Here is a 15,103-nt window from a genome sequence, read left to right as displayed (position 1 = left end):
AAGACACTCAAGAAATACTGATGAAAGACTTACACACAATTACCGTCACTCTCGAAAGCATATAACCGCTTGATGAATCGCCATTGTTGCGATCGCGCTCTCCATAAGCGCGGGCTACCTGACACAGTAGCCGAAACGGTGGGATAGTACCACCGTCGCGGGTTGTGTCCAAAGCATCCGCAACTTAATTAGAGAAAGTGCGGCGTTCACTGTGAATTGCGCCACTGAATTGTGGTGTTCACTTTTTCATGCGCGGCACAACCCTAATTAATTCCCCGAATGCGTTTACTCCTGAATCGCGCCCCTCAAGTGTGGGGCGTTAGGGTGATTCGTGCGCTATTAAGTTCGGGTCAATCAAAGGATGCCAGTCCTTGAAAACCACCATTAAGCTACGCAGAACCATGACAATAGAATCAACTATTTTGGGTATTGATGTTAGTAAATCAAGCGTAACTTGCCATATTTTAACACAATATCCCAAGGGCGGATTACAGGCATATTGGAATAAAACAAGAAATAAAGCATCTACTTTATATCCGGCTTTTTACTCCAATCCTGATGCTAGAAAGAAACAAAAATCTGCTTTTGACTTTGCTGATTATCTAGCAGAAATCAAACCAGATTATGCGATTCTTGAACCAACGGGAAACCACTATTCAAGACTGTGGGCATCCATCCTCAATAAGCTAGAAATCAAAATACTTTGGGTGGGTCACGTTGAACTCAGACGTTATCGCGGTGGTAAAAATTTACCAAATAAAAGCGACCCCGCCGATGCTTTAGCAATGGCCGCTTACGGTCACGATCCAGATCATCGGCTGGAAACTGGGGAATTAAACATCAGGTATTTCCTGATGCACCGCCCCGAACCCATTGATGAACTCCGCGATTTGTGCCAGCAGCTTGAACACCTTAACCGGGTGCAATCGCCAATTGTGAATTATGCAAGGCAACTTCTTGCTTGGCAGTTTCCAGAAATGGCGCACACCAAGAGCGCATCTAGTAAACCAGGATTACTACCACCACTTTGGGGATGGTTAGCTAAAAGGCTGGAAATCTCCCCCGGTGCAAAAACCCGCATTGAAAACCGCTATAAAATTTCCATTGCCCAAGATTATGGAATTAAGTTTGACCCAATCCTAGAGTTGCACGCTGGCTGGATGTGCGATATCTCACTTTTTGAGCAGCACTTGGAAGCAAGAATCACTCAAATGCTCTCTAATAGTGAATTTAAGCCTTACATGAAAGTGTTTGATAAGTTCGGTTTTGGGTTGAGAGTGCGATCGCGTTTACTCACCAGGATTTACCCCTTTGAGTCATTCCTGGGAATTAACGGTAAGCCCGTAATTGAGTACGAAGTCCGTGAGGTGAAGAAAACTGTACGCATTCGCAGAGACGGGCAAACCATGATTCGCCATCTAGCTGGGGACACTAAGCGCACTAAACGCAACCGCAGCCGCGACACTTTCAAAATGCGTTTGGGAATGGGTACTGTTCTGGAAGAGTCAGGAGATGGACTTGTTGAAAAACCTAGCGGCTCATCACTGTGTAGGGTTAGTCTGTGGCAGTACGTGCTAACTGGTGTAGAAACTGGCAGGCTACCAGAAAACGAACTGACTAAGGAGCTTACCAGCTACCGCGACTCACTCAAATCCAATACCACTGAACAAGGTGAGAAACTGCTAGGTGGTAAACACATCCAGGGAAAGCTGATGAGTAAAGTAGTAAACTTACTGTTCCAGGAATTATGCAAAATAGTTGTATAGTTTATTTAAATTTCTATGAAATCGGACAGTAAATCCTGTCTTAAAAACGGTCACATTTGAAATTGTCAAATGCTCTAGTTTTACGCTAGAGCATTTGTTTTAAGAAAAACTTTCAGTTGCCCTGAAATCCCCAGATGACCATATACCAAACTGGAAGCAAGCAAGAATTGCATCAAGTGTACGTAGCATCTCTCAAAGAGAAAATAAAGTCGCTTGAAGTTCAGAAAGCAGAAATTGAGAGCCAGCTACAGGAGCTACACACCAAATTAAATGAGAATGAAAATTATGTACCAGAAGAGTGAATCCCCAGCGGAGTATAAAGGGAACATTAATCACTGAGGCAATATGAAATTTTTAGAATGGCTATCGTCATTCCCTCCCCTATTCTTATCACTCATAAGCTACTACGATGATGTCTTTGGGTATCCACAGGGAAGAATGCTGATGTTAGGTTTCCTATTGCTGGGGTTTGGCTTCTGGCTTGGGGTTTTAGTCCTTTTTTCCTAAAAGTTCCAGTTACCCTGAAAAAGTTTGCTACAAGTAGTGTTATTTACGATTGTCATAATTAAAACAATTGACTCTCAACTATCAATGGTGAACTCTACCCTCGTCGTCACACTCTATGTCAACCCTATGACAGGGAATGATAGCAATACTGGTTCACGGTTGAGTCCATTTAAAAGCTTCACCCGTGCTTTAAAAGTAACCAAAATCCCGACGATAATTCATCTGGAGTCGGGGACTTACAACGCCGCTAGTGGTGAGGTGTTTCCACTAATCGTCCCTGGAGGGGTGACAGTGGTGGGTAATGAAGCTAACAAAGGTGCAGGGATTGCAATTTCTGGGAGTGGCGAGTTTCAAAGTCCCAGTTTTGGTATACAAAATATTACGCTGCTCTTGGTAGATAATGCCAGTCTTTTAGGTGTAACTGTCACCAATCCCTCAGCCAAAGGCACTGGTATCTGGATTGAATCGGCTGCGCCTACTTTAAGTAACAATACTCTGAGCAATTGTGGACGGGAAGGGGTGTTTACCACTGGTACTGCCAAACCCACAATTTTAGATAACGTATTTGTGCAAAATACTGCTAGCGGGTTAGTAATGGCAGGTTATAGCCAGGGAGAGGTACGGCGGAATGTATTTCAAAGAAACCCTTTAGGCATAGCAATTAGTGACTTTGCTGCGCCAACGATCGCCAATAATAAATTATCAGAAAATCGCACCGCGATCGCACTTTCTCGCAATGCCCAACCTGTGCTACGTCAAAATCTCATTGCTAAAAATACCCAAGGTGGTTTATTAGTCAATGGCAATGCAGTCGCCGATTTAGGTAATAGCGAAGATCCAGGTGATAATATTTTTCGCGATCATATTGAATTTGATTTATATAATGCCACTACACAAAAGCTAGTTTCCGTAGGTAATCAATTAAATCCGTCTCTAGTCAAGGGTTTGGTAGAATTACTCCCAAAAAATCGAGTCGCCACTTTGACCGAATCTTCATCTCCCGAACTAGAGGGACATTGGGCAGAACCATTTATTCGAGCATTAGCGAGGATGGATTTAACTCATGCGTTTGCCAATGGTAGCTACCAGCCAGATAAACCCATGACTCGCGCTCAGTATGCAGCAATGGTTGCGATCGCTTTTAACCCATTTCCCAAAAAAATCCCGGCACCTGATTTTACGGATGTACCCAAGGATTTTTGGGCTTATAGCGCTATCCAAATCGCGGCTAGCGGTGGCTTTGTTGGCGGATTTAGCGATCGCACTTTCCGCCCCGATCGAGGTGTGCAACGGCTACAGGTGATTGTCTCGCTGGTAAACGGACTGGGACTACCAGCTATCGATCGCGATGTTTTAGAAGTATATAGCGATCGTCATACCATTCCCGACTACGCCCGAACAGCTGTTGCTACTGCTACACAACGGGGAATCGTTGTCAACTATCCAGATCCGAAAGTGCTTGCACCTTTACGTTTGGCAACACGCGCCGAAGTTGCAGCGATGGTTTATCAGGCATTAGTCGCCATTGGGCGAACATCTGCGATTAAATCAGTCTATATGGGGTTGCATTCTAGAAGTTGACAAGTAGAATAAGGAACACTGCCTATTGGCTTAACAACTATTGGAAAAATAAACCATGTAGTTAAAAGCACGCTAGGCTAATATGCAATGGGTGACAAATCTTAGACCTATTGCCTAAAGCTAATAGCCCCATGTTAACAACACTTCCAGACACCTCTGCCAACTTGGCGATCGCCTTATTAATTAACTATAGTTTCGATCTCAGTGGGTATAGTGCCAATGAGCTAGTTGAGCGTTGGCAAACGCAATACCCCCTTAATTGGCTACACCTGGCAGTGATTGAGGCACTATATCAAGGTCGTTATAAAGCCGTTTCCGTGCAGCAAATTTTAGTATTTTGGCAGCGCCGGGATCAGGCTACATATCATTTCAACATGGAATTTGAACGGATGATTTGTAGCAAATTTCCCCAAAGCTTAACGTCATCGGCTGCACCAGTTCTACCGCCAGCCAAGAAAAAACCCACTTTAGAGCAAGTGACGAGTCCTCAATTACCACCAGCTAAAATTCGCAATGGCTATCAACACAGCAATACTGCGACTCTCCAACTGAAAAGTTATCAACCAAAGACATCTTTGACTCAAGAAGATGGAAAGCAGGAAGATAGAGACAATAAAACTGTCTTGAAGTCTCCGCTTTCTGGGAAATTTACCTCTTCGGCAACCCTTGAGCGATTATCTGCTGTCAGCCAGAGGCAAACTTCAAAAGAAAGTCCAGCGCTTTCCCCATCACCAAACCATCATCAACGACAGCCAAAACTGCTCCCACCTGCTCCTATTCATGCCCCAATCGGGCAATTTACCCCCGAAACAAGCGATCGCTCTGATTCTTTTACATCTAAACTCAAAGCCATGTCTGGGGAGCAGGGGAGCAGGGGAGCAGGGGGAGAATAACTAATGACAAATGACAAATGACAAATGACATTTCATTCTGCAACTAACAACTTAAAGCGCTCGTCGTCGGCAATATCATCAAAATCTAGGTCAGTTGCTGCGTCTTCTTTATACCTGGGATTAAGTTCAATTGCTTGTTGTAAAGTTAACAGGGATCGGTCAATTTGTCTTTGCAGTGCGTAACAGGCTGCTTTGTTGTAATAGGCACTTGCATAATCTGGCTTAATTTCTAAAGCTTTGTTAAAACTAGCGATCGCTTCATCATCGCGTCCCAATCTTACCAAAGTGTAACCATGTTTATCCCAGATTTTGGGAGAATTGGGTTGGAATTCTAGCGCTTTCTCAAAGGAGACGATTGCTTCTTCGTATTGTTCTAATGTTACTAGGGAAAGACCGCGATTTAACCAGGCAACGGCATCGTCAGGTTTGATTTGTGTAGCTTTGTCAAAGGAGGCAAAGGCTTGCTGATGTTGTTGTAAGTTTCCAAAAGCAACGCCGCGATCGCACCAAGCTTGATGATAATCTGGCTGAATCGCAATCGCTCGATCGTAAGATGCGATCGCATCTTGGTAGCGTTTTAATCTTCCCAGAGTTAGACCACGTTTTAACCAACTCACAGGTTCATCAGGTTGGATTTTCACTGCTTGGTTGTAAGCTGCGATCGCATCTTCATAACGCCTTACAGAAAACAGATCGTCTCCCTGTTTTACATACTCATCAGCATTTAATTCTGCTTGTTGTGGCTCTTCCTGTATTTCTTGCTCAACTTCAAAATTCATCACTTCTAGAATCGATTCCGGCGTAATTTCAGTTAGTTCTTGAAGAATCAGATCCTTTCTTTCTTGGGCATCCAATTGTAACTCAGATAGTTGAGAAACAAACTCAGTTTCTAATCTTTCTAACTTCTCTAAAATGAGAATCTTTTGTTGTTGAGCATTCCATTGTAATTCTGAGAATTGCGAAGTAAACTCAGAACCAGATTTTTCTAAATTCTCAATAATTAGCTCTTTGGATTTTTGAGCATCGACTTGTAATTCAGATAATTGAAATTTAAATTCTGACTGCAATACTTCTAAACTCGCAAGAATTTTATTTTTTTGTTCTTGAGCATCTATCTGTAATTCCAATAATTGAGATTTAAGTTCCCGCTCAAATAGACCTAAACTGTCAACGGCGATCTCTTTTTGCTTTTGAGCATCAATCTGTAATTCAGATAAGTTTTCTACAAATTCTGACTGTAATTGTGTTAAAATTTCAAAAATTATATCTTTTTGCTGTTGAGCATTAGACTGCCATCCAGAAAGTCGAGATGTGAACTCAGACTTTGATATTTCTAAATCAGTAACGGCTAGTTCTTGCTGTTGTTGCACACCTAACTTTAACTTAGACAGTTCTTCTGCGATCGCAGATGCTAATTTTCCTAAATTCTCCAGTGCTATATCTTTTTGTTGTTGAGCATCAAACTCTAACTTAGATAGTCCCGAAGCAAATTTTGACTCTAAATTTTCTATATTTTCTTGAGATTTTTTTAGTTCCGCTTCTAATCTACTTAATATCTGTGCTTTAGCTAAATCTAGATCGGATATCAGAATAGATACATTTTCTTGTTCATTTTTAATTTTTTGTTGTAAAGCAATCGTTTCCTGTTCTAATTCATAATTTATTTTTTTCGCATCTTGAATAACATTTTCAGCTTCTTGTTTAACGGTGGTTAGCTGATTTTGTAATTTTTCCATTCCCTGAACTTGTTGCATTGCCCTATCAACAATTTCTCGGATTATCACCCGTCGCAACAACCATAACAAAGCAATGACTGCGACTGGAAAGAGACTTAGTATAACTAGCCAAATATCGAGTAATATAGTTGTGCGGCTAAAAGTGCTTTTAAAATCAGATTGGACTTGCTGTTGAATTCGTTTTTCTGCTCGTAGTCGTGCTAACTCTTCCCGTTCTGAATTCGATAACACTGGAGTCGGAGTTAGTGCTGGGTTGGGTGATGGTGCAGATTGTCCACTGGCGATTCCAATGGATAACAATAAGGGTAAAAATACAATAGTACTTTTTCCAATTAAAGCGAAAACAGCTTGATTTTTGCTCTGCATAACAACCATCTGAGTCTGTTGGTCAGTTTTTGAAGCGGCGTGCCTCTCTCCAATCTATAACAGAATTAAGTGGTTAAATGTTGTAGAGGCAGTGTAAAATTCTGAGCTATCCTTAACTAATCCGTTTTCTCGTCCTGAGTGTACGTACAACTTTAGTCGTAGATTGCAGTCAAGTTTATGACATTTTTGGTGAGGTACTACTATAATATTACTACGTTGTGATTACTGCTAAAGTTGGGGAAAGTCAAGCAGTAAAAATAATAATTTATCAACCAGTGGAAGACAAAATGCGAAAGCATCGACGCTTTTTTAAACCATCCACCGAACAAGATTCGGACTTTGTTTTTACAGATAAAAGGGCGGTGAAACTGAAAGTTCTACCTGTATGGGAAGTGTCAGGTGTGGTTACTTCGCATTAACATTAGATTATCTATGGTTAGTAGATTACTTGTTCTCAAATTAACTTAACAAAGGCGGTAGAAAATGGGTCGCATAAATCCTTACACACTGCAATTGCAGATTACCCGAATGTTTGAGCAAGGGCAATCATTTTTTGCCACAACCAAGGTACAGGAATGGTTGAAAGAACATAAGCACAATCCAGAAGATTATGACATTCTTTTCCATAAAAAACCTGCACCTCCTGGTTCCAAAGAAGTGATGGTTGTGGAAATTCAATTACGCCGCAAAGATGGACAACCTGTAGATCCGTGGTTGCAGGAACAAGCAAATCTCCATGCCTGATTTTCGCAACTATAGCAGTCCTAAATTAGATGTGAAAACTTCTTTTCTCTTCTTGGCATTTCGCAGAAAAAGTGGTTTGTTCATTTTCACAACTTAGATAGGATTGCTATGTGTGAGGGCTACGCCTACGCCCAAACTCAAAACATAACCTACTGTAAATATTAAAATAAGTTTACACAAAATTTATATATATCTGACAATCTTAAAGATTTAACAAAGATCATCTTTTGTTGGTTATTTCTTAACCTATATAAATTGGTTAAAAGTTTATTTAAGTGAAATTACAGAATTATTCATTTTTTAGCTTCGGAGCTTTTTCTGATGAAATTAGCTAAAGATATTAGCGTTGCGGCTTTTGCTGTTGCTATCTCGGTTGCTGCTGTTGTTAAACCGACGCAAGCTGCCTTAGTGAATTATGATTTCACCGTAAATGCGACATCTGGCGATCGCCCCGGTCAGTATTTCGGCTCTTTTCGTTATGATGACTCGACCTTAACCGCGATTGGTGAGGAAACTCTAGGCGTTAGCAATGGATTATCTATTGTATTTGACTACTTAGGGACTCAATATACAGAGGCAAGTGACTTTGATTATCCATCATCTCCTGTAGTCAGCTTTACAAATGGCAACCTGTCAGGACTGAGCTATTTAGTCGAAGATCGGTTTTTGATTGGTAACGGTCTAGGTAATCCAAATACAGGAGGAACAAAATTTTATAGCATTCTCAGTGCCGACTTATTATCTACAACAGAGGTGGGTACGGTCACTTACTCTAAAAGTACATCTGTACCAGAACCGATGACTCTTGGTGGTATAGCGATCGCTAGTGCTATGGCATTCGGAATGAAACCCAAAAAACTATCTAGAGTAACAAATTAATAGTCCTACTTTGAAAATTAATATAGAGACGTTAGATAATAACGTCTCTACACACATAGTTATCCCAATAAAAGAATGCGACAAATAGACCATTTGTAGAGACGCGATTCATGAGCCAGCGCGTTGCGGGGGTTCCCCCCGTTGTAGCGACTGGCGTCGCGTCTCTACTCAAGGATGTGTTGCAATCAATTAATTGAATTGGTATTAGGTAAAACTACCAGTAGGATTCTTGCGTCTAATGGCAATTACAGATGGTTTGGGAAGACTTCTAGGTTGACCCTTACCACCGTCAGCAGTTGAGATGTTACTTGGCCAACTACTACCACGAGGGACAGTCCGAGCCTGATTGAACGTAACACCATTTAAATCGAGTAATTCAATCTCACGACTCAAAATCGTACCATCATTAATTGGGCTATCTTCGCCGGGATGTTGTACCGAAATAATCAGCGTATCTCCCACAAAAGTTGGCCCAGTCATCTCACAACGCACTGGCCCATGAGCAAAAGGTATTATCTCTCCGGCATTCTTACCAGTAGTAGGAATATAGAATAGCCAGTTATTACCGAAAACTCCTGTGAAGTTAGAAACATTACCACTGGCTGTGTGGTCGATGGTAGTTACTGTCCCGGCAGCACCGACATTAAAACCATTATGAGTGGTGGTAGACATATCCGTTACACCCCAAATATTTGCCTTATTGTCGAACACTAGGTTATCTACATTGGCAAAACCAGCACCAGAAATAGATCCGGCTTCGCCACCCTGAGCAAATCTTTGCCAACGGAAGGTTAGACCAGTACCATCGGTACTATCTTCAATAATTTTGTACAATCCCCCGGATTGCTGCGTTGCGTTGACATTTGTACTCAACTTGGCAACTTGGAAAATGCGCGAATCTGGATAACCGTCGCTTCCTGGCGCACCATCAGTATATGCAATGAACACTTCTTTAGTGGTCGGATGCACTTCTATATCTTCTGGACGTGCTGTCGGAGTTCCGCCAGCTAAATTCGCTGCTAAAAAAGCATCACTAAGAATAGCACCTTGGGAAGTGTAGAAGTCAGATAGCTTCTTACCTTGATAAGCAGGTAGTCTATCAGCTTCATTGGTGCGATCGACTGCGAGGGAACCACCATCTGTAGTTTGACCTGCAATACCATTGCGTTTTGGTAGGGGTAAAAGACCATTTCTTTGAGCCGAACCCAAAGCAGCAAACTCCACCGAAGAAATCAGCGATGGTGAAATGGGATTGGTGGGAGTGGTTAAACGTAACGGTATCCATTGACCCGTACCATTTGGATTGTAGCGGGCAGCATACAATGTACCACTTTCCCACAAACTGCTGTTGGCTTTATTGGTTGGTGAAGAAATAACACCTGCGCTGATAAATTTCCAGGTGTGTCCCCCACGTCTGTCATCGCCCATATAGGCGATTAATGGCTTCCCAACTTCGGCACGGATTGCAACGTTTTCATGACGGAAACGACCCAGTGAAGTATGTTTGCGAGGGCGGAAATTTGGATTAACAGGGTCAATTTCGACAATCCAACCGTATTTTTCACCAACTAAACCGAAGGTCTTACCAGTAGTACCATCGATGTAACCTGTTTGAGTACCATTAGGGTTAACTGATTCTGTGACACCAACAAAAGCTCCTACACTTCCTTGAAAGTTCTCTTCACCACTTAAAATAGTTCCCCAAGGAGTTGTACCACCAGAACAGTTATAGCTAGTGCCAATAATTTTGTCGCCTAGTCCATCGGAAGAGAGGTTAAATACTTGGGTTGCAGCTGGGCCAGTTGCGATGAGATAGTTTTGATCGCCTTTTTGGTAGCTGCGACTTCCCCAAGAAGTGACATTTTTATATTCATCACTCCTTTGGCTATTAATTCCCAATCCAGAAAGACCATGAAGGCGACGATTTCTCGCATCTCCTTTAACCACAGCATAACGGTTACTAGAATTACGTCGGGAGATGCGGACGATTGATCCGCCTAAGTTATATAGAACTTCGCCGTCAAATTCAATACCTCTGGTGGCAGGTAAAGCCCAACCAATCACTGATTCAAAAGTGGTAGGCAATCCTTTAACATCAGCAGGAGCTTCTGGTGCTAGATCGGAAAATGGAAAACTCACATATTCATGATTGACCCACAAATAGCCGACATCATTGGTTCTGCCTAGAGGAATGAAACCTGTATAATCGTTGTTGTAACCAAAATAATCATCTTTGTTGGGAAATACGCGATCGCCCCAGCTGATAATTACATAACGTTCGTACTCTGGTGGTACTACCAGATCGTCAACTACGTTGTAGCTATTTAACTTTGCATTTGCAGATGCATTGATTAGCTGTCCCTGACCGATTCCCGTTGGTAAGAAACTTTTTTGCTGTTTATAAATGGGTAAGGGATGGGGTAAACGCACTGGTGTAAAGCTGAGTCGTTTGTTGTTTGCTCCTGCAATACTAGAAATACCATCTATAATCGTCTCACTCAAGACAGCCGCACCAGCACTGCCAGCAAAAAATACTAAAATTTGTCTGCGACTTAATTTAGACATTAAACTCTCCTCTGTTGTGACACTAAAAATTTCATAAAGGCAAATCTTGATTACTGACAGAAAAAGCCATAAATGATTTACGTCAAATGCCGCAGATTTTGAATGGTAATTAACCTGTTATTAACAAAATGTTTTTGCTATTTAGGTTACATAACCAGACAAAAATTTTCACTTTTTCATATAATCTAATTACCAAAAATTAACCCAAGGTTATATCTTGATTAATGGAGATTTATTCTAAAATTAACTAAAAGCTTTGTTGTCTATAAAATTTCAGAAGAATAAGTCGCGTTGCATCTCTTATAGATGCAACGCGTAGCTTTTTCGTTCAAAATTTAACTCTGAATTCTGTCTTGTTAAATAAACTTACTGCGAGAATTTTTTGGGCAGATACCAATTACAGATGGTCGGGGAACACCTGTAGCTTCCTCCTTACCACCATCATTTTTTGAGATATTACTTGGCCAACTACTGCCACGAGGTAAACTCCGAGTTTGATTGAACGTAGTACCATTCAAATCTAGTAATTCAATGTTGCGACTCAGCATTGTGCCATCGTTAATTGGACAATCTTCACCAGGATGTTGTACTGAAATAATCAGTGTATTTCCGACAAAACTTGGCCCGGTCATTTCGCAACGCACTGGGCCATGAGCAAACGGTATTACCTGTCCAGCATTTGCACCACTGGTAGGGATATAAAATAGCCAGTTATTACCGAAAACTCCGGTAAAATCAGAAACATTACCACTAACGGTATGATCGATTTTGGTTTGCTTACCTTCAGCACCAACATCAAAACCGTTGTGAGTGTCGGTAGACATATCCGTGACACCCCAAATATTTCCCTGATTGTCAAAAACTAGATTATCAACGTTGGCAAAACCAGCGCCATTAACTGACCCAGCTTCGCCACCTTGGGCAAATCTCTGCCACCGGAAGGTTAAACCTGTGGCATCGATCGGCACTATCTTCAATAATTTTGTACAGTCCTCCTGATTGCTGAGTCGCCTTGGCATCTGTACTTAACTTGGCAACTTGAAAAATCCGCGAATCAGGATAGCCATCATTTCCCGGCGCACCATCTGTATAAGCGATGAATACTTCTTTGGTGGTTGGATGCACTTCTATATCTTCGGGACGCGCTGTAGGAGTTCCCCCAACTAAGTTTGCAGCTAAAAAGGCATCACTCAGAACAGCACCTTGGCTAGAGTAGAAGTCAGAAAGTTTCTTATTTTGATAATCAGGTAGTGCTTTTGTTTCGTTAGTGCGATCGCATTTAAATATACCACCATCTTTGGTTTCACCTGCAATCCCATTGCGTCTCGGTAATGGTAAAAGACCTTCTTTTTGTACCTTCTGCAATGCAGCAAATTCTACAGAAGATAGAACTGTCGGCGTAATTGGATTGGTAGCGGTAGTTAAAAGTAACGGTATCCATTTACCTGTACCGTCTGGATTGTAACGGGCAACATACAAAGTTCCCTTTTCCCACAAGCTACTGTTAGTTTTACTGGTGGGTGAAGAAATAGTGTTTGCGCTGACAAATTTCCAAGTGTGTCCCCCCCGTCTGTCATCACCCAAGTAAGCAACCAATTTTTTGCCTTTTTCAACACGCAGGGCAACATTTTCATGGCGAAAACGACCTAACGAAGTGTGCTTACGGGGGCGAAATTTCGGATTTTTGGGGTCAATTTCTACAATCCAGCCGTATTTTTCACCAACTAATCCAAAAGTCTTGCTAATCGTTTTGTCTGTATAATCTGTCTGAGTACCATTAGCTTTGACTCCTTCTGTAAAGCTATTTTGGAAGTTCTCTTCCGCAGATAAAATCGTTCCCCAAGGAGTTTTACCGCCAGAACAGTTGAAAGCTGTACCAATAATTTTGTTGCCCAATTCATCAGAGGAGAGATTAAAAACTTGGCTTGCAGCTGGGCCAGTTCCGATTAAATAATTTTTGTCACCTTTTTGATGATTGCGACTTCCCCAAGCTGTGATACTTTTGTAGTCATCATTGCGTTGGCTATTGATTCCCAACCCAGAAAGACCATGAAGGCGGCGATTTTTGGCATCTTTGACTACAGCAAAACGTTTACTTGTATTTTGGCGAGAGATGCGGACGATTGAGCCGCCTTGATTATATAAAAATTCACCTTCAACTTCAATATTTCTACTGGAGGGTAAAGCCCAACCAATTACCTTTTCAAATGCGTCGGGCAGTCCTTTCAGATCGGATGAATCTTCTAGTACTAAACTAGAAAATGGAAAACTAATGTATTCATGATTCACCCATAAATACCCGACATCATTAGTTTTTCCAAGGGGAATAAACCCAGTGAAATCGTTATTGTAACCGAAATATTCATCTTTGTTAGGAAAGACGCGATCGCCCCAACTGACAATTACATAACGTTCGTACTCTGGCGGCACTACTACATCATCAATAACGTTGTAACTACTTAACTTAATATCCGTAGATACATTAACTACTTCTCCCTGACCAATTCCTGTTGGCAAGAAATTTTTCTGTTGCTGATAAATTGGTAGGGGATGTGGTAATCGTACAGGTGTAAAGCTAATACTGGGCGTTTTTGCTTCTGCGCCGCTAGCAAAACCATTTAAAAGTTTGTCTCCTAAAATAGCAGCACCAGCACTGCCAGCAAAAAATATTAAAAGTTCTCTCCGACTTAATTTAGACATCAAACTTTCCTCTGTGTGACAGAAAAAATTAGTAGAAATAAGCTCTAATTTCTGAAAATTTACTGTATTTGAAATACCTAATAAGTTTTTAATAAAGGGATATTTATTTTATTACTTACTCTATTTGACAATGATTAAGCTGAGGTTATAAGTTAATTAACTAAAAATTATCACCTCTGACTATTTCCTTAGCCAAATCAAGTAAGGAACAGTGTCAGCGCCCCATCTGTCCTATCCTGGAGATGGATAAATCAATACTGTTGTGGGTGAGACTGTGTTTTTCAGCGTTGTGATACCGACTTATAATCGCCAACCGATTTTAGAAAAGTGCCTCCGCGCCTTGGAGGTGCAAGAGTTGAGTCAGCCAAGTTCAGTTACTGGTTACGAGATTGTCTTGGTAGATGATGGTTCTACTGATGGCACATTGGAGTGGTTAGCAGCACACAAAGAAGAGTTTCCCCATGTGCGTTGGTTTCAACAGGATCATGCTGGCCCGGCTGCGGCTCGAAATTTGGGGGTAGAAAAGGCGCAGGGAGACACAATTATCTTTATTGATAGTGATTTAGTAGTGCTGAAGAATTTCCTCCAAGCTCATGCTAATGCATTATTGCAGGGACAGGAGAAATTGGGGAGCGATCGCTTTTTCACTTACGGTGCAGTTATTAATACTTGTAATTTCAACAATCCAACGGCTGAACCCTACAAAGTCACAGATTTTTCAGCAGCTTTTTTTGCTACAGGAAATGTAGCAATTCCCAAACATTGGTTAGATAAAGCGGGACTTTTTGATACTAGTTTTCAACTCTATGGCTGGGAAGATTTAGAGTTAGGCGTGCGGCTAAAAAAACTAGGTTTGACACTAATTAAATGTCCAGAAGCCGTAGGATATCACTGGCATCCAGCATTTAACTTAGAGCAAATTCCCCGATTAATTGACCAAGAAATTCAACGCGGACGGATGGGAGTTTTATTTTATCAAAAGCATCCCATATGGGAAGTGCGAATGATGATTCAAATGACTTGGCTGCATCGCTTACTTTGGGGGATTTTGTCACTCAATGGTGCGCTAAATGAACGGACAATGGCTCCGTTATTGCAATGGCTAATTAATTTAGGTAAACCTCAATTAGCTTTAGAAATTGCCCGAATTTTCCTCAATTGGTACAACGTGAAGGGTGTTTATGAAGCCTATGCTGAAATGCAGCAAGTATCGTGATTAAAAATTGATTCCTGCTTATCGAAAATAGGATTGCGATCGTTCTACCTCTAGGCAAATCTCAGCACAGCAATCGAGTCTGGAATGATCACTAAATGGATTGTATAAGGTATAGGGTACTCGTGATAACCTAAGCATTAACCACAGTAA

At 41.4% G+C, this 15,103-nt stretch carries 11 protein-coding genes and 1 pseudogene; 8 read left to right on the top strand and 4 right to left on the bottom strand.

Features of this window, described 5'->3' with window-relative positions:
• Positions 1-7: 7 nt before the first annotated feature.
• Complete coding sequence (locus V7K44_RS06170; protein ID WP_334929622.1) at positions 8-172, bottom strand: hypothetical protein; 165 nt, start codon at positions 170-172, stop codon at positions 8-10.
• Positions 173-401: 229 nt separating this feature from the next.
• Between V7K44_RS06170 and V7K44_RS06165 the strand changes: the two genes are divergently transcribed.
• The 4 genes from V7K44_RS06165 (at position 402) to V7K44_RS06150 (ending at position 4,747) form a co-directional block, all read left to right on the top strand.
• Positions 402-1,766 carry an IS110 family transposase gene (locus tag V7K44_RS06165; protein WP_334929620.1) on the top strand — a complete coding sequence of 455 codons (1,365 nt, stop codon included), beginning with the start codon at positions 402-404 and terminating at the stop codon, positions 1,764-1,766.
• A 134-nt stretch (positions 1,767-1,900) separates the two neighbouring features.
• Positions 1,901-2,068 (top strand): hypothetical protein, encoded by a 168-nt coding sequence (locus tag V7K44_RS06160; protein WP_334929618.1) that lies wholly within the window; start codon positions 1,901-1,903, stop codon positions 2,066-2,068.
• Positions 2,069-2,357: 289 nt separating this feature from the next.
• Entirely contained in the window at positions 2,358-3,854 is a 1,497-nt protein-coding gene (locus V7K44_RS06155) for a DUF1565 domain-containing protein (protein ID WP_334929616.1), read from the top strand.
• Between the two features lie 131 nt (positions 3,855-3,985).
• Complete coding sequence (locus tag V7K44_RS06150) at positions 3,986-4,747, top strand: hypothetical protein (protein ID WP_334929614.1); 762 nt, start codon at positions 3,986-3,988, stop codon at positions 4,745-4,747.
• Positions 4,748-4,779: 32 nt separating this feature from the next.
• Here the strand turns inward: V7K44_RS06150 and V7K44_RS06145 are convergent, their stop codons facing one another.
• Positions 4,780-6,849: a tetratricopeptide repeat protein gene (locus tag V7K44_RS06145; RefSeq protein ID WP_334929612.1), complete on the bottom strand. Its 2,070-nt coding sequence runs from the start codon at positions 6,847-6,849 to the stop codon at positions 4,780-4,782.
• A gap of 218 nt (positions 6,850-7,067) precedes the next feature.
• On the opposite strand from V7K44_RS06145, the gene V7K44_RS06140 reads away from it, so the two are divergent.
• The 3 genes from V7K44_RS06140 (at position 7,068) to V7K44_RS06130 (ending at position 8,472) form a co-directional block, all read left to right on the top strand.
• Positions 7,068-7,268, top strand: a complete 201-nt coding sequence (locus tag V7K44_RS06140) for a hypothetical protein (RefSeq protein ID WP_334929610.1) — start codon at positions 7,068-7,070, stop codon at positions 7,266-7,268.
• Between the two features lie 64 nt (positions 7,269-7,332).
• Positions 7,333-7,593, top strand: a complete 261-nt coding sequence (locus V7K44_RS06135; RefSeq protein ID WP_334929609.1) for a hypothetical protein — start codon at positions 7,333-7,335, stop codon at positions 7,591-7,593.
• Between the two features lie 321 nt (positions 7,594-7,914).
• Complete coding sequence (locus V7K44_RS06130) at positions 7,915-8,472, top strand: PEP-CTERM sorting domain-containing protein (RefSeq protein ID WP_334929607.1); 558 nt, start codon at positions 7,915-7,917, stop codon at positions 8,470-8,472.
• Positions 8,473-8,676: 204 nt separating this feature from the next.
• Here V7K44_RS06130 and V7K44_RS06125 read toward each other — a convergent pair whose 3' ends face one another.
• Positions 8,677-11,037 carry a PhoX family protein gene (locus V7K44_RS06125; RefSeq protein WP_334929605.1) on the bottom strand — a complete coding sequence of 787 codons (2,361 nt, stop codon included), beginning with the start codon at positions 11,035-11,037 and terminating at the stop codon, positions 8,677-8,679.
• 356 nt (positions 11,038-11,393) lie between these two features.
• A pseudogene (locus tag V7K44_RS06120) lies at positions 11,394-13,737 on the bottom strand (PhoX family protein).
• Positions 13,738-14,011: 274 nt separating this feature from the next.
• On the opposite strand from V7K44_RS06120, the gene V7K44_RS06115 reads away from it, so the two are divergent.
• Complete coding sequence (locus V7K44_RS06115) at positions 14,012-14,953, top strand: glycosyltransferase family 2 protein (protein ID WP_334929632.1); 942 nt, start codon at positions 14,012-14,014, stop codon at positions 14,951-14,953.
• The last annotated feature ends 150 nt before the right edge of the window (positions 14,954-15,103 follow it).

Source organism: Nostoc sp. (genome assembly GCF_036917235.1).
GTDB lineage: Bacteria > Cyanobacteriota > Cyanobacteriia > Cyanobacteriales > Nostocaceae > Nostoc.
The sequence above is the reverse complement of the archived record's forward strand: the minus strand, read 5'-3'. Positions and strand labels throughout refer to the sequence as shown.